We start from the raw sequence: 19,592 nt of genomic DNA, 5'->3' as shown, positions 1-19,592 counted from the left end.
GTGGGCGGTCCGACAAAGGGGCGGACGCCGGGGCATCGGCGGCGCGGACCGGTGTGTCGGCCCGTCAACCCAGCGTATCGGCCGCCACCACCGAAAGCGTGAGCCGCCCGGGCGTCCCCCCGAACGAGTGGGACGGTGCGGCCGAACGAGTGCCCGGGTGCACGTATCCTTCGGTGGGCGCCGCGCACCACCCCCGCGCGTGCGTCCCCGGAGCGACGGAGCTCCGAACCCCAAGAACCACGTGCACACCCGCGCCGACCGGGCCAGTCCGCCATGCCACCACTCCCCGGCCTGGCCACGCCCGGCGGCGCCCGGCCACAGGAGACCCCTGCCATGGCGGACCTCTCCCCCGCCGGCCCCGGCCTGAGCACCGCTCAGTACGCCGGCCGCCGACTGTCGGAGGCCCTGCTTCCACTGGAACTCGCCCCTCGCAAGCAGCTCCAGCTCTCCGCGATCAGCCGATGGAACGCGCTGCGCGGCATCCGGGTCGGCCTGGTCGCCGCCGGCCTGCTGCTGATGCTGATCGGCGCCAACCTGGTCACGCCGCTCTACCCCGCGCTCCAGCAGCGGCTCGGCCTGACCCCGCTCGACACCACGATCCTGTTCACGGTCTACGTGTTCGCCCTGGTCCCGGTACTGGCCGCGGTCGGCCACTGGTCGGACCACCTCGGGCGACGCGCCATGATCCTGCCCGCGGTCGCGCTGTCCGCCGCCGGCGACGTCGTCTTCGCCACCGCCGGCTCCTTCTGGCAACTGGCCGCCGGACGCGCCGTCCAGGGCATCGCCGTCGGCCTGTCCACGGGCGCGGCGGGCGCCGCCCTCGGCGACCTGCTGCCCGACCGGCCCACCCTCGCCGCCAAAATCACCCTGGCCTGCTCGGCCGGCGGCGTCGCACTCGGCCCGCTGGTCGGCGCGGCCATGGCCTCGGGTTCGAACCCGCTGCCGGGCCTGTTCCTGACCCACGCCGTCGCGCTGCTCGCCCTCTGCGTACCCCTCGCCCTGGTGCACCCGCGGATGCCCGGCTCGGTCCGCCCGCCGGCCTCCCCGCCGCGCATCACCACCCCCACACAGCTGCGCCCGCAGCGCCTGCGACTGCCCCGCTCCGGGCGCCGCGAGTTCCTGCTCGCCTCCGGCGCGGGCTTCGTCTCGTACGCGGTCTTCGGCGTCTACCTGGCGCTCGCCCCGGCGTTCTCCAGCACCCTGCTGCACACCGACTCCAAGATGGCGGGCGCCGCCGTCGCGGCCCTGCTGCTCGGCTCCTCGGCAGCCGCCCAGCTCCTGGTCCCGCCCACCTCCGACCGCGTTGTGGTCGCCGCCGGCCTGACCGGCCTGGCCACCGGCCTCGGCCTGCTCACCGCGGCCGCCGCCACCGGCACCCCCGCACTCCTCTTCATCGGCAGCGTGGTCGCCGGCGTCAGCCAGGGCATCGCCTTCCGCTCCCTGTTCACCGCCGCAGTGGCCGCCCTCGACCCCGCCCGCCGCGGCAGCGAACTCTCCACCCTCTGGGTGATCGTCTACCTCGGCTCCTCCGCCCCGATCATCGCCGTCGGCGCCCTCACCCGCGCCTACGGCCTGATCCCCGCCATCACCACCTTCGCCGCCCTCGCCGCCACCGCCTCCCTGGCCCTGGCCGCCGCCGTCCTGCGCCGCAAGGACTGACCCCCACCGCGAGGCGGACATCGGCTACTGCCGGCCCGGCTGCCCGACCGTCCGCGGTCGGGCCCGGTCCGCCGGGTGGCGGCGGCGCTGCGGGAGGCAACGATCAAGTGAGCACACGCAACAGGGGCGGAACCCGAAGGTCCCGCCCCTGCCAGAAGTACTACTGACCGATCAGACGTTGAAGCCGAGCGCGCGCAGCTGGTCGCGGCCCTCGTCGGTGATCTTGTCCGGGCCCCACGGCGGCATCCAGACCCAGTTGATCCGCAGGTCCTTGACCAGGCCGTCGGTCGCGGTCCGGGCCTGGTCCTCGATCACGTCGGTGAGGGGGCAGGCCGCGGAGGTGAGGGTCATGTCGACGGTGGCGGTGTCGTCCTCGTCGATGTGCAGGCCGTAGATCAGGCCCAGGTTGACGACGTCGATGCCCAGTTCGGGGTCGACGACGTCCATCAGGGCCTCCATGAGGTCCTCGGTGGTGACGGTCCCGGCGGTGGTGAACGCACCGGGGCTGTCGGACACCGCGACCTCGGCCGTGGCGGCCTCGGGGGTCTCGTTCTCGCTCATGAATTCAGTGTCCTTACCGGAACGTCAGTCGGAAATCTCGGGGTGGCCGGCCAGCGCCTTGGCGGTGGCGTCCTTCCAGGCCATCCAGCCGAGCAGGGCGCACTTGACCCGGGCCGGGTACTTGGAGACCCCGGCGAACGCGACGGCGTCCTCCAGGATCTCCTCGTCGCCCTCGGACTGGCCCTTGCTCTGCATCAGCTCCAGGAACGCCTCCTGGACCTGCTGCGCCTCGCCGACCGTCTTTCCGACCACCAGGTCGTTGAGCACGGAGGCGGAGGCCTGGCTGATCGAGCAGCCCTGCGACTCGTAGGAGACGTCCGCGACGACCGCGCCGTCGAGCTTCACCCGCAGGGTGATCTCGTCGCCGCACGTCGGGTTGACGTGGTGCACCTCGGCGTCGCCGTCCCGCAGCCCCTTGCCGTGGGGGTTGCGGTAGTGGTCCAGGATGATCTCCTGGTACATCGAGTCGAGCTTCATGCGACCACCTCAGCCGAAGAAGTTGCGGACGTGGTGGAGGCCGTCGATCAGCGCGTCCACCTCACCGGGCGTGGAGTACAGATAGAACGACGCCCTGGTGGTCGCCGGAATTCCGTACCGCAGGCAGACCGGCCGCGCGCAGTGGTGGCCGACCCGGACCGCGATGCCCTGCTCGTCGAGCACCTGGCCGACGTCGTGCGGGTGGATGTCGCCGAGCGTGAAGGAGATCGCCGCGCCGCGGTCCACGGCCGTGCGCGGGCCGATGATCCGCAGGTCGGGGACGTCCAGCAGGCGCTCGATGGCGTACTCGGTGATCGCGTGCTCGTGCGCGGCCACGCGGTCCATGCCGATCGCCGACAGGTAGTCGATGGCGGCGCCGAGGCCGACGGCCTGGGCGATCGGCGGGGTGCCGGCCTCGAACTTGTGCGGCGCGGGGGCGTAGGTGGACGAGCCCATGGTGACGGTCTCGATCATCTCGCCACCGCCGAGGAACGGCGGGAGGTCCTCGAGGAGCTCCTGGCGTCCCCACAGCACGCCGATGCCGGTCGGGGCCAGCATCTTGTGGCCGGTGAAGGCGACGAAGTCGGCCTCCAGCGCCTGCACGTCGAGGACGGCGTGCGGGGCGGCCTGCGAGGCGTCGATGGCGACCAGCGCGCCGACCGACTGCGCCTTGCGGACGATGGTCTCCACCGGGTTGATGGTGCCCAGCAGGTTGGACACCAGGGTGACGGAGACGATCTTCGTCTTCTCGGTGATCAGCTCGTCGATGTTGGACAGGTCGAGCCGGCCCTCGTCGGTCAGCCCGAACCACTTCAGCTTCGCGCCGGTGCGCTGCGCGAGCAGCTGCCACGGAACGATGTTGGAGTGGTGCTCCATCTCGGTGATCACGATCTCCGAGTCGGCGTCCACCCGGTACGGCTCGTCGGCCCAACCCAGCATGTTGGCAACGAGGTTGAGCGACTCCGAGGCGTTCTTGGTGAAGATCACCTCGTTCCGGCTGGGCGCGTTGATGAACGCCGCGACCTTGTCCCGGGCGCCCTCGTACAGCGCGGTCGCCTCCTCGGCGAGCACGTGCACGCCGCGGTGGACGTTGGAGTTGTGCTGCTCGTAGTAGGCGTTCAGCGCGTCCAGCACCTGGCGCGGCTTCTGCGAGGTCGCCGCGTTGTCCAGGTACACCAGCGGCTTGCCGTCGTGCAGCACCCGCGACAGGACGGGGAAGTCCTTGCGGATCGCGTCGGTGTCCAGGAGTCCGGTCAGATGGGAGTGGGTCACTCGGAAGCGCCGCCCTTCACGTAGCTCTCGTAGCCCTCTTCCTCCAGCTTGTCGGCGAGCTCGGCACCGCCGGACTCGACGATCCGGCCGCCCGCGAAGACGTGCACGTAGTCGGGCTTGATGTAGCGCAGGATGCGGGTGTAGTGGGTGACCAGCAGGGTGCCGACCTCGCCGGTGGAGCGGACCCGGTTGATGCCCTCGGAGACGATCCGCAGCGCGTCGACGTCCAGGCCGGAGTCGGTCTCGTCGAGGATCGCGACCTTCGGCTTGAGCAGCTCGAGCTGGAGGATCTCGTGACGCTTCTTCTCACCGCCGGAGAAGCCCTCGTTGACGTTGCGCTCGGCGAACGCCGGGTCCATCTGCAGGGCGGCCATCGCCTCCTTGACCTCCTTGACCCACAGCCGCAGCTTGGGGGCCTCGCCGCGGACGGCGGTGGCGGCGGTGCGCAGGAAGTTGGAGACCGAGACGCCGGGGACCTCGACCGGGTACTGCATGGCCAGGAACAGGCCGGCCTTGGCGCGCTCGTCGACCGACATCGCCAGCACGTCCTCGCCGTCCAGCAGCACCTCGCCACCGGTGACGGTGTACTTGGGGTGGCCGGCCAGCGAGTAGGCCAGGGTGGACTTGCCGGAGCCGTTCGGACCCATGATCGCGTGGGTCTCGCCCTGCTTGACCGTCAGGTCGACGCCCTTGAGGATCTGGCGGGGGCCGCCCTCGGCGTTGACGGAGACGTGCAGGTCGCGGATTTCAAGCGTTGCCATGGGGTACTCAGTTCTCCTGGTTGACGGAGACGAGCACATCGTCCCCTTCGATCTTTACGGGGTAGACGGCGACCGGCCTGGTCGCGGGCAGCCCGGACGGCTTTCCGGTGCGCAGGTCGAAGCTGGAGCCGTGCAGCCAGCACTCGATCATGCAGTCCTCGACCTCGCCCTCGGAGAGCGAGACGTTGGCGTGCGAGCAGATGTCGTTGATCGCGAACACGCCCTCGTCGGTGCGGACGATCGCCACCGGGACGCCGTTCAGCTCGACCTTCTTGGGCACGTCCTCCTGCAGCACGCTCAGCGCGCAGGCACGCAGGTAGCCGGCGCTCATGCGACCGTCTCTTCCAGCTCGGCCTCGATCTTCTCCATCAGGCGGTCCTGGATCTCGGCGACGCCGATCTGCTGGACCAGCTCGGCGAAGAAGCCGCGCACCACCAGGCGGCGGGCCTCGTCGGCCGGGATGCCGCGGGACTGCAGGTAGAACAGCTGCTCGTCGTCGAAGCGGCCGGTGGCGGAGGCGTGGCCGGCGCCGACGATCTCGCCGGTCTCGATCTCCAGGTTGGGGACCGAGTCGACCCGGGCGCCGTCGGTGAGCACCAGGTTGCGGTTGAGCTCGTAGGTGTCGGTGCCGACCGCGGCCGCGCGGATCAGCACGTCGCCGATCCACACCGCGTGCGCGTCCTCGCCCTGCAGCGCGCCCTTGTAGGCGACGTTGGAGCGGCAGTGCGGGGTGTCGTGGTCGATGATCAGGCGGTGCTCGAGGTGCTGCCCGGCGTCCGCGAAGTACAGGCCGAACAGCTCGGCCTCGCCGCCGGGGCCCGCGTAGGAGACCCGCGGGTGCAGGCGCACCACGTCGCCGCCGAAGGTGACCACCACGGACTTGAAGGTGGCGTCCCGGCCGACCAGCGCATTGTGCTGGGCGGCGTGCACCGCGTCCCGCTCCCAGTCCTGGACGGAGACGAAGGTCAGCTTGGCGCCGTCGCCGACCAGCAGGTCGACGTTGGCGGCGCGGGTGCCGGTGCCGGAGTGGTTCAACACCACGACGGCCTCGGCGAACGGCTTGACCTCGATCACCACGTGGGCGAAGCGGACCCCGCCCTCGCCGTGCACGTCGATCCGGACCGGCTCGGTCAGCACCGTCTCCTTGGGGACGGTCACCACCAGGGCCTGCTCGAAGGCGCTGAACGCCTGCGCGGCGATCCGGTCCACCGGGGTGCCGGCCTTGCCGACGCGGGCGTCGTCGCGGCCGACCAGCTCGGAGGTGACACCCTCCGGCAGGCCCAGCTCGATCTTGTCCTCACCCTTCACGGCATCGACCGCAGTGCCGTCGTGCAGCCCGGCGAGGCGGTGCATCGGCGTGAAGCGCCAGTCCTCCTCGCGGCCGGTCGGCACCGGGAAGTCGTTCACGTCGAAGGACGGCTTGACCGCGACGCGGGCGTCGATCGGCTGCCGGACGCTCTCGCGGCCGGTGCCCGGACCGGCGAGCTGCGCGCCGGCGCCGGCGGTGCCCACCTCGATCGAACCGGCGGTGGTGGAGCCGGGAGTGTTCTGCTCAGCCATGGCTGTTCGTGTTGCTCTCTTTCGGAAATGGTCGACGGACGGGCGGGGGCTGACGGCGCGTCAGCCGACCGCGCCCTCCATCTGCAGCTCGATCAGCCGGTTCAGCTCCAGCGCGTATTCCATCGGCAGCTCGCGCGCGATCGGCTCGACGAAGCCTCGGACGATCATCGCCATCGCCTCGGTCTCGGTCAGGCCGCGGCTCATCAGGTAGAAGAGCTGGTCCTCGGAGACCTTGGAGACCGTCGCCTCGTGGCCCATCGACACGTCGTCCTCGCGGACGTCCACGTACGGGTAGGTGTCCGAGCGGGAGATGGTGTCGACCAGCAGCGCGTCGCACAGCACGTTCGACTTGGCGCCGTGCGAGCCCTCGCCGATCTCGATCAGACCGCGGTAGGAGGTCCGGCCGCCGCCGCGCGCCACCGACTTGGAGACGATGTGCGACGAGGTGTTCGGCGCCATGTGGACCATCTTCGCGCCGGCGTCCTGGTGCTGGCCCTCGCCGGCGAACGCGATCGACAGCGTCTCGCCCTTGGCGTGCTCGCCCATCAGGTAGACGGCCGGGTACTTCATGGTGACCTTGGAGCCGATGTTGCCGTCGACCCACTCCATGGTCGCGCCCTCGTACGCCACGGCGCGCTTGGTGACCAGGTTGTAGACGTTGTTCGACCAGTTCTGGATGGTCGTGTAGCGGCAGCGGCCGCCCTTCTTGACGATGATCTCGACCACCGCGGAGTGCAGCGAGTCCGAGGAGTAGATCGGCGCGGTGCAGCCCTCGACGTAGTGGACGTAGGCGTCCTCGTCGACGATGATCAGCGTCCGCTCGAACTGGCCCATGTTCTCGGTGTTGATCCGGAAGTAGGCCTGCAGCGGGATGTCCACGTGCACGCCCTTCGGCACGTAGATGAACGATCCGCCGGACCACACCGCGGTGTTCAGCGAGGCGAACTTGTTGTCGCCCACCGGGATGACGGTGCCGAAGTACTCCTTGAACAGCTCCGGGTGCTCGCGCAGCGCGGTGTCGGTGTCCAGGAAGATGACGCCCTGCTCCTCCAGGTCCTCACGGATCTGGTGGTAGACGACCTCGGACTCGTACTGGGCGGCGACACCGGCGACCAGGCGCTGCTTCTCCGCCTCCGGGATGCCCAGCTTGTCGTACGTGGCCTTGATGTCGGCGGGCAGGTCCTCCCAGGACTCGGCCTGCTTCTCGGTCGAGCGCACGAAGTACTTGATGTTGTCGAAGTCGATGCCCGACAGGTCGGAGCCCCAGGTCGGCATCGGCTTCTTGCCGAACAGCTTCAGGCCCTTGAGGCGAAGGTTGAGCATCCACTCGGACTCGTTCTTCTTCGCCGAGATGTCGCGGACGACGTCCTCGCTCAGGCCACGCTTGGCGGCGGCACCGGCCGCGTCCGAGTCGGCCCAGCCGTACTCGTACGTGCCGAGACCTTCGAGCTCGGGGTGTGCGATGTCAGTCATGCGAGGTTCCTCCGCGCGGTGGAGCCGGTTTCGTCGGACGTTCGATGGAGGTACCGGCAGTCGGCACGGCACCGGGCGTCCCGGAGGACGACGGTGCGGCACCGGATGCCGGCACATACGTGGTGCAGACCCCGTCGCCGTGGGCGATGGTGGCCAGCCGTTGCACATGGGTGCCCAGGAGCTGCGAGAAGACCTCGGTCTCCGCCTCGCAGAGCTGCGGGAACTGCTCGGCGATGTGCGCGACCGGGCAGTGGTGCTGGCACAGCTGGGCGCCGGCCGGGGCGGCAGGCGCCGGGGCGGCGGACGGGACGGGCCGCACCGTGGCAGCGTACCCGTCGGCGCTCAAGGCCCGAGCGAGCGCCTGGGCCCGCTGCGGGGCGTCGGCCTGTTCGACCTCACCCTGGTACTTCCGGCCCTGCTTGGCGAGCCGGGCCCGGGCGAAGGCGGCGACCGCCTGCTCGCCCGCCTCGCCGCCACCGGCGGCCTCCGAGATCCAGCGCAGCGCGTCTGCGGCGAGCTGGTCGTAGGCCTGGTAGAAGGCGTCCCGCCCGCCGTCGGTCAGGGCGAACACCTTGGCCGGACGGCCCCGGCCGCGGCTGCCGTAGACCCGCTGCTCGCGGGACTCGACCAGCCCGGCGGCGGTCAGGCCGTCCAGGTGGCGGCGCACCGCGGCGGTGGTCAGGCCGAGGCGGCCGGCCAGGTCGGCGGCCGAGGACGGCCCGTGGTCGAGGATCGAACGGGCGACCCGGTCCCGGGTCGCCCGGTGGCCCTCGGCGGCGAGCGCCTCCGCCGGAGTCGCGGGCACGGCACAGTCGGGAGCCTCGGGCTCCCGCTGAGCGTCATGCTCGCGAATCTTTTTCACAACACGATTGTTGCTTAATTCGTCCGCGGGAAACAAGCCGTGACCCCGGTCTCACCGGTGGCCTCCATCACGGAAGGCATGCCTTACCTGATGAGGGCCGTGAACTGCTCCTACACTCGCCGGTATGCATGCAGACCCCGCCGTCGAGGTGACCGGACTGGTCAAGCGGTACGGCGACAAGACCGCCGTGGACGGCCTCGACCTGGCCATCGCGCGCGGAACCGTCACCGCGGTGCTCGGCCCCAACGGCGCGGGCAAGACCACCACCATCGAGACCTGCGAGGGCTACCGCCGCCCCGACGCCGGCACCGTCCGGGTCCTCGGCCTGGACCCGGTCGCGCAGGCCGGGCAGCTCAAGCCGCGGATCGGCGTGATGCTCCAGTCGGGCGGCGTGTACGCCGGTGCGCGCGCCCTCGAAATGCTCCAGCACACCGCGAAGCTCTACGCGAACCCGCTGCCCGTCGGCCCGCTCGCCGAACGCCTCGGCCTGGACTCCTGCGGCCGCACCCCCTACCGCCGGCTCTCCGGCGGCCAGCAGCAGCGCCTGGCCCTCGCCATGGCCGTGGTCGGCCGCCCCGAACTGGTCTTCCTGGACGAACCCACCGCCGGCCTCGACCCGCAGGCCCGCCGCGCCACCTGGGACTTGGTCACCGAACTGCGCACCGCCGGCGTCACCGTCGTCCTCACCACCCACCAGATGGACGAGGCCGAACAGCTCGCCGACGACGTCGCCGTCGTCGACCGCGGCAAGGTCATCGCCCAGGGCTCCCCCGACGAGCTGCGCGGCCCCGACGCCCAGCTGCGCTTCGACGGACCCCCCGGGCTGGACCTGGCCGGCCTGCGCAAGGTCCTCCCCGACACCGCCCTGGTCGCCGAGCCCTCCCGCGGCTCCTACCGCGTCGAGGCCGCCCTGGACGCCGCCCTGCTCGCCGCCGTCACCGGCTGGTGCGCCGAGGCCGGGGTGATGCCCGACAAGCTCGCGGTACAGCGCCGCAGCCTCGAAGACGTCTTCCTCGACCTGACCGGACGGGACCTGCGATGACCGCCACCGACCTCACCCCCCGCCCGGGCGCCGCGCCGGTCGGCCGGATGCTGCTCGCGCAGACCGCCCTGGAGACCAGGATGCTGCTGCGCAACGGCGAGCAGCTGCTGCTCACCGTGGTCATCCCCACCGTGCTGCTGGTGCTGTTCTCCGCCGTCGACGTGGTCGCCGTGGACGGCCCCGGCAAGCGCGTCGACTTCCTCGCCCCCGGCCTGCTGGCGCTCGCCGTGATGTCCACCGCCTTCACCGGCCAGGCCATCGCCACCGGCTTCGAGCGCCGCTACGGCGTCCTCAAGCGGCTCGGCGCGACACCGCTGCCCCGCTGGGCGCTGCTCACCGCGAAGACCGGCTGCGTGCTGGTCACCGAACTGCTCCAGGTGCTGCTGCTCTCCGGCATCGCGCTGGCCCTCGGCTGGTCGCCGCACGGCAACCCGCTGGCGGTCCTGCTCCTGCTGGTGCTCGGCACCGCCGCATTCTCCGGCCTCGGCCTGCTGATGGCGGGCACGCTGCGCGCGGAGGCCACCCTGGCCGGCGCCAACCTGGTGTTCATCCTGCTGCTGCTGGCCGGCGGCGTGGTGGTGCCGCTCGCCAAGTTCCCGGACGCGGTGCGCCCGGTGCTGGAGCTGCTGCCGATCTCGGCGCTCTCCGACGGCCTGCGCTCGGTGCTCCAGCTCGGCCACGGCATGCCCTGGTCCGACCTCGGCATCCTGGGCGTCTGGTCGGTGCTCGGCCTGGCCGCGGCCGCCCGCTTCTTCCGCTGGGAGTAGCCCCCGCTGCCCTCGGGGGCCGCGTCCGGGCTCAGAAAGCGGCGCCGGCCTTCTTGCGGCGTGCCGCGTAGACGATCCCGCCGCCCACGCCGAGCACCGCCGCGCCGCCCACGGTCAGCGCCAGCAGGCCCTCCGACCCGGTGAACGGACTCCACGGGTGGAGAAGGGCAGGGAGAGATGAGCCCAACCTGTGAAAGGTCTGGACCAAGTCGCACCCTTTCGGCCACTCGCCAGCAGGTCAAGACCAACGCACCGACACGCTCGATCCGCCCGTTTTGTCCGCGCGCCCCTCGCGAGGCCCGCTGCCGCACCCGCGACGCCGGACCACCGTGTAAGCCCGCCTACGATGGTCCGGTGACCAACCCGTTCTCCCTCCTCGCCGAGCGCTGGCACCCGAGCGCGCAGCACGTCCGCCGGGCGGCCATGGCCGCCCTGGTGATGAGCGTGGTGATCGTGGTCACCGGCGGCGCCGTCCGGCTGACCGCCTCCGGTCTCGGCTGCACCACCTGGCCGCGCTGCACCGCCGAGAGCCTGACGCCGACGCCCGAGATGGGCATCAACGGCGTCATCGAGTTCACCAACCGGATGCTCACCTACGTGCTGTGCGCGGCCGTCGGCTGGGCGATCCTGGCGGCCCGCTGCGCCAAGCCGTGGCGGCGCTCGCTGACCAAGCTCGGCTGGGCCCAGTTCTGGCTGGTGATGAGCAACGCGGTGATGGGCGGCATCACCGTCCTGACCGGCCTGAACCCGTACATCGTGGCGGCGCACATGGTCGCCGCGCTGGCCCTGGTCTGGGTCGCGGTGGTGCAGTGGGAGCGCACCCGGGAGGGTGACGGCTCGCCGCGGGCCCTGGTCGCGGAGCCGATCCAGCGCCTCGCCCAGGTGCTGGTGCTGACGATCAGCCTGCTGGTGGTGGCCGGTACAGCGGTCACCGGCGCGGGCCACCACCCGGGAGCCTCGTCCAAGGACGGCAAGCCGGTGTACCGCATCCCGATCGACTACGACCGGCTCGTCCAGGCCCACGCCGACCTGGTGTTCCTCTCGGTCGGCCTGACGCTGGCGGCGCTGCTGGTGTTCGCCGCCGTGAAGGCCCCGCCGGCCGCCCGGGCCCGGGTCCGCGAGCTGTTCGGCCTGCTGATGATCCAGGGCGTGCTGGGCTTCGTCCAGTACTTCACCGACGCCCCGGAGATCATGGTCGGCGTGCACATGCTGGGCTCGGCCCTGATCCTCGGCGCCGCCGTCCGCATCCCGCTCGCCCTGCGCACCCGCGCCGAGATCCCGGCCCAGGCCACCGCCCCGTCGACCGAGCTGGTCGCCTGAGCGACACCCCGAACGCGGAAAAGGAGCGCGGACAGCTGTCCGCGCTCCTTTTCCGTCCGCCGGGGCGGACTAGATCTGGATGCCCGCCATGCGCTTCCACTCGTACGAGCTGGTCTTCACCTTCAGGCCCAGCTCGCCCTCGAAGTCGTCGTGCAGGGTGAGCCCGGCGAGCTCGGCGGCCCGGCGGCCGATCGCGTAGGTCGGCGCGACCTGGTCGCCCCAGGTGCCGTCGGCGCCGACCACGACGATCCGGGTGGCGGTGCGGCCGACGTACTCGACGACACCGTCCGCGTGGCCGCCGTGCTGCTTGGCGAAGCTGCTCAGGTGCTTGGCAATGCGCTTGGCACGACGCTCGACGCGGGCGTCCGGCGCGGCGGTGGTGGCGGTCTCTGCGCTGGTCATGCCCGCATGCTACCGACCGGTAGCGCCGCTGGCGACGGCACCGCCCTGTGCCGACGGCCACATGGCGGGCAGCCGCAGCTCACCGGCCCCGGCGTAGGCCAGCGCGAAGGCGGCGCCCTCCGGCCCGGGAGCGGCGATCCGGCGGATCCGCTCCAGCCGCAGCCGCAGCGCGAACTCGCGCTGCCCGGGCGGCAGGCCGGCCGGCAGGTGCAGCAGGTCGAGCAGCTGCTCGGAGAACTCCTGGGTCTGCCAGGCGGCGTCCAGCCGTCGCCGCTCGTAGCCGTCCAGCCCAGTGCCGTCCAGCCCGGTGCTGTCCAGCCCGGTGCCGTCCAGCCCAGTGCCGTCCAGCCCGGTGCCGTCGCCGTCGCGCAGCTCGGCGATCAGCGCAGCCGCCAGGTCGGCGGCGTCGGCGACCGCCGAGTTGAGGCCCTTGGCACCGGACGGGGTGACGGTGTGCGCGGCGTCCCCGGCCAGCAGCAGCCGCCCGGCCCGCATCCGGCGGGCGACCTTGCCGCGCATCCGCAGCATGCCGGTCTCCAGCAGCGCGCCGAGCGCGGGGTCCTCGCCGTCGAGCTCCAGCCGCCGTTCGAGTTCGGCGCGGATCCGCCGTTCGCCCCAGCCGGCCGGGTCCTCCCCGGCGGGCACCTCCAGGTAGAACCGTCCGACGTCGGCGGTGCGCGGCATCATCCCGGCGAACCCGTCGGCGTGCACCGCGTAGCGGATCTGCTCGACCGGCCGGGAGATCCGGGCCAGCACCGTCAGCCAGTCGTACGGGTAGCGCCGCCCGGGCCCGTCGGCGCCGTCGGGGAAGGCGGCGGCGACCACGCTGTGCGCGCCGTCGCAGCCGATCACGTACTCGGCGGTGAGCGGGCCGTCGGCGGTGTTCAGCTCGGGGCGGCCGTCGGCGCCGACCGTGACGGACTCCACCGGCCGCTCGAACGCGATGCTGCCGCCGTCCGCCAGGTACGCGGCGATCAGGTCGCGCAGCAGCAGCTGCTGCGGGTACACCCAGTGCCGGATGCCGCCGGACAGCGCGCCGTAGTCGACCAGCACGTTCTCGCCGAGGCAGGTGATCTCGCACCGTCCGTGCCGCTCGCCCTCGGCGGTCAGCCGGTCGGTGAGGCCCAGCGCGCGCAGGTACTCCACCACCCGGTGCTCCAGCACCCCGGCCCGGGCGGCGCTCTCGACGGCGGCCCGGGAGAGCCGCTCGTGGACGGTGACGGTGATCCCGGCCCGGTGCAGCACGTGGGCGAGCACCAGCCCGGCGGGCCCGGCGCCGACGATCGCGACGGTGGTGGTTCGGCGGGTCATCGACGGCCTCCGACGGCGAGCAGATCGGCCCCGGCCACGGCGGCCACGGCGGGCACCAGCGCGGGGTTGAACGTTTCCGTGACGGCGGCCAGCGGCTTCGGCCCGTGCCACATCAGGTAGGTCTTGTACGCGGCGTCCGCCCCGTCCCAGTCGCGCACACCGGCGTCCAGCACGGTGCGCCGGTAGCCGGTGCCGGTGGCCTGCAGGGCGGCGCCGATCGGCGCGGCGGTGTCGGTCAGGCACTGCTCGGCGGTGGCGGACAGTACCGGCCGGGCGACCACCACGTTGCGCGACAGCTCGCCGCCGTCACCGCCGGTGAGCACCGAGCGCCGGACGATCAGCTCCTCGTCGTCGCCGGCCAGCAGCAGCGCGGCCGCCCCGGCGGGCGCCTCGGCGGCCGACACCCGCCGGTGGTCGGCGTGCCCGACCCGCACCGGCCCGCGGGTCCAGGCCGACAGCAGGGTGGTGGTGAGCCCGTCCGCGCCGAGCAGTATCCGGGTGGGCGGGTCGGCGAAGGCCCCGATCAGCCCGGCGAGCTCGGCCGGTTCGCGGGCCAGGAACAGGTGTCCGGACAGGACGATGGGCTGGAGCGGCATTCTTTCCCCCGAAAGGCGACGACAGGATCGCAAACGGTGGCCGACCCTACTGGAGAACTGTTTCCGCTGACGAAACGTCACCCCATGCGCGCGCAAAGCCGGCGGTCCGCGCCGCCGCGGCGTGAATACTGGCCCCGTGAACGATTTCCGTGGCTGGCCCGCCGAGGCCCTGGAGTTCTACGAGCACCTGGAGGCCGACAACTCCAGGACCTTCTGGACGGAGCACCGCGCCCAGTACGAGGAACAGGTGCGCGCCCCGATGGAGGCGCTGCTGGCCCGGCTGGAGCCCGAGTTCGGTCCGGGGAAGATCTTCCGGCCGAACCGGGACGTCCGGTTCTCGGCCGACAAGTCCCCGTACAAGACGCACATCGGCGCGGTGCTGGAGTCCGGCGGGTACGTGCAGCTGTCCGCCGAGGGCCTGGCCTGCGGGCTCGGCTACTACCACCTGGCCACCGACCAGCTGGCGGCCTACCGCACCGCGGTCGCCGAGGACCTGCCGGGCGCCGAGCTGGAGCGGGTGGTGGCGGCGGTGCGCGCGGCCGGGCCGGAGGTGGTCGGCCGGGACAGTCTGAAGACCGCGCCGCGCGGCTACCCGAAGGACCACCCGCGGATCGAGCTGCTGCGCCACAAGGGCCTGATCGCCTGGCAGCGGTGGGAGCCCGCGCCCTGGCTGGGCACCGCGAAGGCGTACGGCCGGGTCACCGGTTTCCTGCACGCGGCGGCCCCGCTGCACGAGTGGCTGGAGAACCACGTCGGCCCCAGCGGGCTTGCGCCGCGCTGAGGCCGAGGGGTTCGGAATACGGGGGGTGTCAGCCCACGAACGGGTCGATCGCGACTTCCAGGAACAGCAGCGTCAGGTACGTGATCGACCAGTGGAACAGCCGCATCTCCTTGAGCTTGGCGCCCACGATGCCGGCCTTGGCGCGCGACTGGAGCGCGTACGCCTCCTTCATCCACAGCACGCCGAGCACGCCGGCGGTGATCGGGTACAGCCAGCTGGTGTGCGCGACCGGCCACAGCAGCATCGAGGTCGCCACCATCACCCAGGAGTAGATGACCACCTGCTTGGCGACGCCGATGTTGCCGCGGATCACCGGCAGCATCGGCACGCCGGCCCGGGCGTAGTCGTCGCGGACCTTCATCGACAGCACCCAGGTGTGCGGCGGCGTCCAGAAGAAGACCACCAGGAACAGCAGCAGCGCCGACCAGGACAGCGAGTTGGTGACGGACGCCCAGCCGACGAACACCGGCATGCAGCCGGCGATGCCGCCCCAGACGATGTTCTGCGCGGTGCGGCGCTTGAGGCCCAGCGTGTAGACGAACACGTAGAACAGCAGCGCGCTGCCGGCCAGCGCCGAGGACAGCCAGTTGACCAGGAGGCCGAGCCAGACGGTGGAGATCACGGCCAGCGAGATGCCGAAGACCAGCGCCTCGCGCGGCGAGACCATGCCGGTGACGATCGGGCGCCGCTCGGTGCGGGACATCACCGCGTCGATGTCGCGGTCGATGTACATGTTGAGCGCGTTGGCACCGCCGGCGGACAGGTATCCACCGACCACCACCGCGAGCACCCGCCACAGGTTGGGCACACCGCCCTGGGCCAGGAACATCACCGGCACCGTGGAGATCAGCAGCAGCTCGATGATCCGGGGTTTGGTGAGGGCGACGAAAGCCCCGATGCGGGCCCCGAACGGCCGGCGCGCGGTGCTCGTCCCTACCACCCCGGCGGGGCGGGATTCGACGGCGGTCACGGACACCTCAACAGTCGATGAACTTCCACAGGCGCCCGGAGAACCCGCAGGGTGCCCACCGTCCGCGCTGCGCGTACCACGCAACGATAGACGCTCCATATCTCCCGATCCGCCCCGGGGTCCCCCGGCGAGCCGTGCGCATGCGCGTCTTACGCCTTGGACGGGCAAACCCTCCCCGGACGGGTGAATGTAGGACAGAGGAGTTGACGCCCCGACAGGGGAATGCGACGCCGCAGATCCTGGTTGCCCGGCACGCAGGGTGAGGTGCCCCGCAAACGGTAGGCTCGCACAGAGAAGCGGGATCAACCCTCCGTGATCGGCACCAGCCACAGCGGCGTGGCCGACCGGTCCCCTTCACGGGGTGACACTTCTACAAAAATCCGGAAGGAGCCCTGAGTCAGGGTGAGCACGACGCCGAACGTATTCGAGTGGAGCGAGCTGGACCAGCGGGCCGTTGACACGGCCCGGGTCCTGGCCATGGACGCCGTGCAGAAGGTGGGGAACGGGCACCCCGGCACCGCCATGTCGCTGGCCCCCGCGGCCTACCTCATCTTCCAGCGCTTCCTGCGCCACGACCCGACCGACCCGACCTGGGTCGGCCGCGACCGCTTCGTGCTCTCGCCGGGGCACACCTCCCTCACGCTGTACACCCAGCTGTTCCTGTCCGGTTACGGACTGTCGCTGGACGACCTGAAGGCCTTCCGGGTCGCGGGCAGCCGCACCCCGGGCCACCCCGAGCACGGCCACACGGCCGGCGTCGAGACCACCACCGGCCCGCTGGGCCAGGGCATCGGCAACGCGGTCGGCATGGCGATGGCCGCCCGCTACGAGCGCGGCCTGTTCGACCCGGACGCGCCGGCCGGCACCTCGCCGTTCGACCACACCATCTGGGCGATCGTCTCCGACGGCGACCTCCAGGAGGGCATCTCCGCCGAGGCGTCCTCGCTGGCCGGCCACCAGAAGCTGGGCAACCTGGTCGCGCTGTACGACGACAACCACATCTCCATCGAGGGCGACACCGCCACCGCGTTCTCCGAGGACGTGCTGGCCCGCTACGAGGCGTACGGCTGGCACGTCCAGCGGGTCGTCCCGAAGTCGGACGGCGACATCGACGTGGTCGCGCTGGCCGCCGCACTGGAGGCCGCCAAGGCGGAGACCGGCAAGCCGTCGATCATCGCGATGCGCACCATCATCGCCTGGCCCGCGCCGAACGCCCAGGACACCGCCAAGGCGCACGGCTCGGCCCTCGGCGACGCCGAGATCGCCGCCACCAAGAAGGTGCTGGGCTTCGACCCGCAGAAGACCTTCGAGGTGACCGACCAGGTCGTCGCGCACGCCCGCGAGGTCGTGCAGCGCGGCCAGGCCGCCCGCACCGCCTGGGAGGAGCAGCTGCGCGAGTGGCGCGCCGCCAACCCGCAGCGCGCCGCCGAGTTCGACCGGATCCAGATCGGCGAGCTGCCCGACGGCTGGGAGAAGGCCCTGCCGGTCTTCCCGGCCGGCAAGGACGTCGCCACCCGCAAGGCCTCCGGCGACACCCTGAAGGCCGTCGGCAAGCTGATCCCCGAACTGTGGGGCGGCTCCGCGGACCTCGCCGAGTCGAACCTGACCACCATCGACGAGGAGTCCTCCTTCCTTCCGGAGGGCAACTCGCTCAAGAGCGCCTCGCCGTACGGCCGCACCGTCCACTACGGCATCCGCGAGCACGCCATGGGCTCCGTGATGAACGGCATCTCGCTGCACGGCCGCACCCGCATCTACGGCGGCACCTTCCTGGTGTTCTCCGACTACATGCGCCCCGCGGTCCGGCTCGCCGCGCTGATGAAGCTGCCGGTGGTCTACGTCTGGACGCACGACTCGATCGGCCTCGGCGAGGACGGCCCGACCCACCAGCCGGTCGAGCACCTGGCCGCGCTGCGGGCCATCCCGGGCCTCGCGGTGGTCCGCCCGGCGGACGCCAACGAGACCGCTGTGGTGTGGCGCACCGTCCTGGAGCGGCACACCAGCCACCCCGGCCCGGTCGGCCTGGTGCTGACCCGGCAGGGCGTGCCGACCTTCGACCGCGAGGTGTTCGGCTCCGCCGAGGGCGCGGCCAAGGGCGGCTACGTGCTGGCCGAGGCCGAGGGCGGCGAGCCCAAGGTGATCCTGCTCGGCACCGGCTCCGAGGTGCAGCTGGCGATGCAGGCCCGCGAGGCGCTGCAGGCCGAGGGCACCCCGACCCGCGTGGTGTCGATGCCGTCGGTGGAGTGGTTCAACGAGCAGGACCAGGCGTACCGCGACAGCGTGCTGCCGCCGAACGTCCGGGCCCGGGTCTCGGTCGAGGCGGGCATCGCCCAGGGCTGGCGCGAGCTGGTCGGCGACGCCGGCCGGATCATCAGCCTGGAGCACTTCGGCGCCTCCGCCGACTACAAGGTGCTCTACCAGGAGTTCGGCATCACCGCGGACGCCGTCGCCAACGCGGCCCGCGCCTCGCTGCGCACGGTCGAGGCCGTCTCCCGCTAGCGGTCACGCCCGGCCCGGGGGACCGCACTCCCCCGGGCCGGGCCCCCGGACTCCACCGCAGACGTACGAAGAACAGAAGAAGAGGGACTGAAGCACCATGACCGACGCATTGAACCGCCTCAGCGAAGAAGGCGTGGCGATCTGGCTGGACGACCTCAGCCGGGAGCGCCTGAACTCGGGCAACCTGGCCGAGCTGGTGCAGGAGAAGCACGTCGTCGGCGTCACCACCAACCCGACCATCTTCCAGAAGGCGATCGCCGGCAACGGCGCCTACAACCGCCAGCTGGAGGACCTCGCGGTGCGCAAGGTCACCACCGACGAGGCCGTCCGCATGATCACCACCTCGGACGTCCGCGACGCCGCCGACGTGCTGCGCCCGGTGTACGACGCCTCCAACGGCCGTGACGGCCGGGTCTCCATCGAGGTCGACCCGCGCCTGGCCCACGAGACCGCCGCGACCATCGCCGAGGCCAAGCAGCTGTGGTGGCTGGTCGACCGCCCGAACGTGCTGATCAAGATCCCCGCCACGCTGGCCGGCCTGCCCGCGATCAGCGCGGTGCTCGCCAAGGGCATCAGCGTCAACGTCACGCTGATCTTCTCGCTGGAGCGCTACAAGGCCGTCATCGACGCCCACCTGACCGGCCTGGAGCAGGCCAAGGCCGCCGGCCTCGACCTCTCGCAGGTCGAGTCGGTCGCCTCGTTCTTCGTCTCCCGGGTGGACACCGAGATCGACAAGCGCCTGGACGCGCTCGGCGGCGAGGCCAAGGACCTGCGTTCCAAGGCCGCGCTGGCCAACGCCCGCCTCGCCTACCAGGCGTACGAGGAGGTGTACGGCTCGGTCGACGGCAACAAGCCCGCCTCGGCCCGCTGGGCGGCCCTGGAGGCGGCCGGCGCCAAGCCGCAGCGCCCGCTGTGGGCGTCCACCGGTGTGAAGGACCCGAGCCTGCCGGACACCCTGTACGTGACCGAGCTGGTCGCCCCGGGCACCGTCAACACCATGCCCGAGGCCACCCTGGACGCCACCGACGACCACGGCGTCATCACCGGCGACACCATCACCCCGAACTACGCGGACGCCAAGGCCGTGCTGGACGCGATCGCCACGGCCGGCGTGGACTACGACGACGTCGTGCGGGTGCTGGAGGAGGAGGGCGTGCAGAAGTTCGAGGTCTCCTGGAACGAACTGCTCGACACCGTCACCGCCGCGCTCCAGTCGCACGGCGACAACTGACTCCCGCTCACGAAACCGAACGGAAAGCGGAGCACACCACAGTGAGCA

The 19,592-nt window shown here is 71.7% G+C and carries 20 protein-coding genes; 7 read left to right on the top strand and 13 right to left on the bottom strand.

The window, feature by feature from the left end:
• The first annotated feature begins 333 nt into the window (after positions 1-333).
• A complete protein-coding gene (locus ACGFWJ_RS21285) occupies positions 334-1,659 on the top strand; it encodes an MFS transporter (RefSeq protein ID WP_392951783.1) in 1,326 nt (441 codons plus the stop codon).
• A 171-nt stretch (positions 1,660-1,830) separates the two neighbouring features.
• On the opposite strand, the gene ACGFWJ_RS21280 is transcribed toward ACGFWJ_RS21285, so the two are convergent.
• The 8 genes from ACGFWJ_RS21280 to ACGFWJ_RS21245 form a co-directional block, all read right to left on the bottom strand.
• A complete protein-coding gene (locus ACGFWJ_RS21280) occupies positions 1,831-2,118 on the bottom strand; it encodes a metal-sulfur cluster assembly factor (RefSeq protein ID WP_051055973.1) in 288 nt (95 codons plus the stop codon).
• A 126-nt stretch (positions 2,119-2,244) separates the two neighbouring features.
• A complete protein-coding gene (gene sufU, locus ACGFWJ_RS21275; RefSeq protein WP_073814843.1) occupies positions 2,245-2,697 on the bottom strand; it encodes a Fe-S cluster assembly sulfur transfer protein SufU in 453 nt (150 codons plus the stop codon).
• 9 nt (positions 2,698-2,706) lie between these two features.
• Complete coding sequence (locus tag ACGFWJ_RS21270) at positions 2,707-3,969, bottom strand: cysteine desulfurase (RefSeq protein WP_387646387.1); 1,263 nt, start codon at positions 3,967-3,969, stop codon at positions 2,707-2,709.
• A complete protein-coding gene (gene sufC / locus ACGFWJ_RS21265; RefSeq protein WP_387646389.1) occupies positions 3,966-4,730 on the bottom strand; it encodes a Fe-S cluster assembly ATPase SufC in 765 nt (254 codons plus the stop codon). Before sufC ends, ACGFWJ_RS21270 begins: the two co-directional genes overlap by 4 nt.
• A 7-nt stretch (positions 4,731-4,737) precedes the next feature.
• Complete coding sequence (locus ACGFWJ_RS21260) at positions 4,738-5,061, bottom strand: non-heme iron oxygenase ferredoxin subunit (protein ID WP_380365196.1); 324 nt, start codon at positions 5,059-5,061, stop codon at positions 4,738-4,740.
• Positions 5,058-6,290: a Fe-S cluster assembly protein SufD gene (gene sufD, locus ACGFWJ_RS21255; RefSeq protein ID WP_392951778.1), complete on the bottom strand. Its 1,233-nt coding sequence runs from the start codon at positions 6,288-6,290 to the stop codon at positions 5,058-5,060. The genes ACGFWJ_RS21260 and sufD overlap by 4 nt, the downstream gene beginning before the upstream one ends.
• Before the next feature lie 60 nt (positions 6,291-6,350).
• Complete coding sequence (sufB, locus tag ACGFWJ_RS21250; protein WP_363480938.1) at positions 6,351-7,763, bottom strand: Fe-S cluster assembly protein SufB; 1,413 nt, start codon at positions 7,761-7,763, stop codon at positions 6,351-6,353.
• Positions 7,756-8,625, bottom strand: coding sequence for a helix-turn-helix transcriptional regulator (locus tag ACGFWJ_RS21245; protein ID WP_392951776.1), 870 nt, complete (start codon positions 8,623-8,625; stop codon positions 7,756-7,758). Before ACGFWJ_RS21245 ends, sufB begins: the two co-directional genes overlap by 8 nt.
• A gap of 124 nt (positions 8,626-8,749) precedes the next feature.
• Here ACGFWJ_RS21245 and ACGFWJ_RS21240 point away from each other — a divergent pair, with 124 nt between their 5' ends.
• Both ACGFWJ_RS21240 and ACGFWJ_RS21235 read left to right on the top strand, forming a co-directional pair.
• Entirely contained in the window at positions 8,750-9,667 is a 918-nt protein-coding gene (locus ACGFWJ_RS21240; RefSeq protein ID WP_392951773.1) for an ABC transporter ATP-binding protein, read from the top strand.
• A complete protein-coding gene (locus tag ACGFWJ_RS21235) occupies positions 9,664-10,434 on the top strand; it encodes an ABC transporter permease (RefSeq protein ID WP_387862772.1) in 771 nt (256 codons plus the stop codon). The genes ACGFWJ_RS21240 and ACGFWJ_RS21235 overlap by 4 nt, the downstream gene beginning before the upstream one ends.
• 31 nt (positions 10,435-10,465) lie before the next feature.
• Here ACGFWJ_RS21235 and ACGFWJ_RS21230 read toward each other — a convergent pair whose 3' ends face one another.
• Complete coding sequence (locus ACGFWJ_RS21230; protein WP_392951770.1) at positions 10,466-10,621, bottom strand: LPXTG cell wall anchor domain-containing protein; 156 nt, start codon at positions 10,619-10,621, stop codon at positions 10,466-10,468.
• 167 nt (positions 10,622-10,788) lie between these two features.
• Here ACGFWJ_RS21230 and ACGFWJ_RS21225 point away from each other — a divergent pair, with 167 nt between their 5' ends.
• The gene (locus tag ACGFWJ_RS21225; protein ID WP_392951767.1) at positions 10,789-11,754 is read left to right on the top strand and encodes a heme A synthase; all 966 of its coding nucleotides are present in this window, start codon (positions 10,789-10,791) and stop codon (positions 11,752-11,754) included.
• Positions 11,755-11,823: 69 nt separating this feature from the next.
• Here ACGFWJ_RS21225 and ACGFWJ_RS21220 read toward each other — a convergent pair whose 3' ends face one another.
• The 3 genes from ACGFWJ_RS21220 to ACGFWJ_RS21210 are packed head-to-tail and all read right to left on the bottom strand — an operon-like array spanning position 11,824 to position 14,063.
• Positions 11,824-12,156: a hypothetical protein gene (locus ACGFWJ_RS21220; RefSeq protein ID WP_387646406.1), complete on the bottom strand. Its 333-nt coding sequence runs from the start codon at positions 12,154-12,156 to the stop codon at positions 11,824-11,826.
• Between the two features lie 9 nt (positions 12,157-12,165).
• Positions 12,166-13,467 carry an FAD-dependent monooxygenase gene (locus ACGFWJ_RS21215; RefSeq protein ID WP_392951764.1) on the bottom strand — a complete coding sequence of 434 codons (1,302 nt, stop codon included), beginning with the start codon at positions 13,465-13,467 and terminating at the stop codon, positions 12,166-12,168.
• The gene (locus ACGFWJ_RS21210; RefSeq protein WP_392951761.1) at positions 13,464-14,063 is read right to left on the bottom strand and encodes a chorismate pyruvate-lyase family protein; all 600 of its coding nucleotides are present in this window, start codon (positions 14,061-14,063) and stop codon (positions 13,464-13,466) included. The genes ACGFWJ_RS21215 and ACGFWJ_RS21210 overlap by 4 nt, the downstream gene beginning before the upstream one ends.
• A gap of 136 nt (positions 14,064-14,199) precedes the next feature.
• Between ACGFWJ_RS21210 and ACGFWJ_RS21205 the strand changes: the two genes are divergently transcribed.
• Positions 14,200-14,844 (top strand): DUF2461 domain-containing protein, encoded by a 645-nt coding sequence (locus tag ACGFWJ_RS21205; RefSeq protein WP_392951758.1) that lies wholly within the window; start codon positions 14,200-14,202, stop codon positions 14,842-14,844.
• Between the two features lie 28 nt (positions 14,845-14,872).
• Here ACGFWJ_RS21205 and ACGFWJ_RS21200 read toward each other — a convergent pair whose 3' ends face one another.
• The gene (locus tag ACGFWJ_RS21200; protein WP_387862759.1) at positions 14,873-15,814 is read right to left on the bottom strand and encodes a heme o synthase; all 942 of its coding nucleotides are present in this window, start codon (positions 15,812-15,814) and stop codon (positions 14,873-14,875) included.
• A gap of 402 nt (positions 15,815-16,216) precedes the next feature.
• Between ACGFWJ_RS21200 and tkt the strand changes: the two genes are divergently transcribed.
• A complete protein-coding gene (tkt, locus tag ACGFWJ_RS21195) occupies positions 16,217-18,313 on the top strand; it encodes a transketolase (RefSeq protein WP_392951755.1) in 2,097 nt (698 codons plus the stop codon).
• Between the two features lie 97 nt (positions 18,314-18,410).
• The gene (tal, locus tag ACGFWJ_RS21190) at positions 18,411-19,544 is read left to right on the top strand and encodes a transaldolase (RefSeq protein ID WP_392951752.1); all 1,134 of its coding nucleotides are present in this window, start codon (positions 18,411-18,413) and stop codon (positions 19,542-19,544) included.
• Positions 19,545-19,592 lie beyond the last annotated feature (48 nt).

Source organism: Kitasatospora sp. NPDC048407, assembly GCF_043200475.1.
GTDB lineage: Bacteria > Actinomycetota > Actinomycetes > Streptomycetales > Streptomycetaceae > Kitasatospora.
This window is presented reverse-complemented; position numbering and strand designations above follow the sequence as displayed.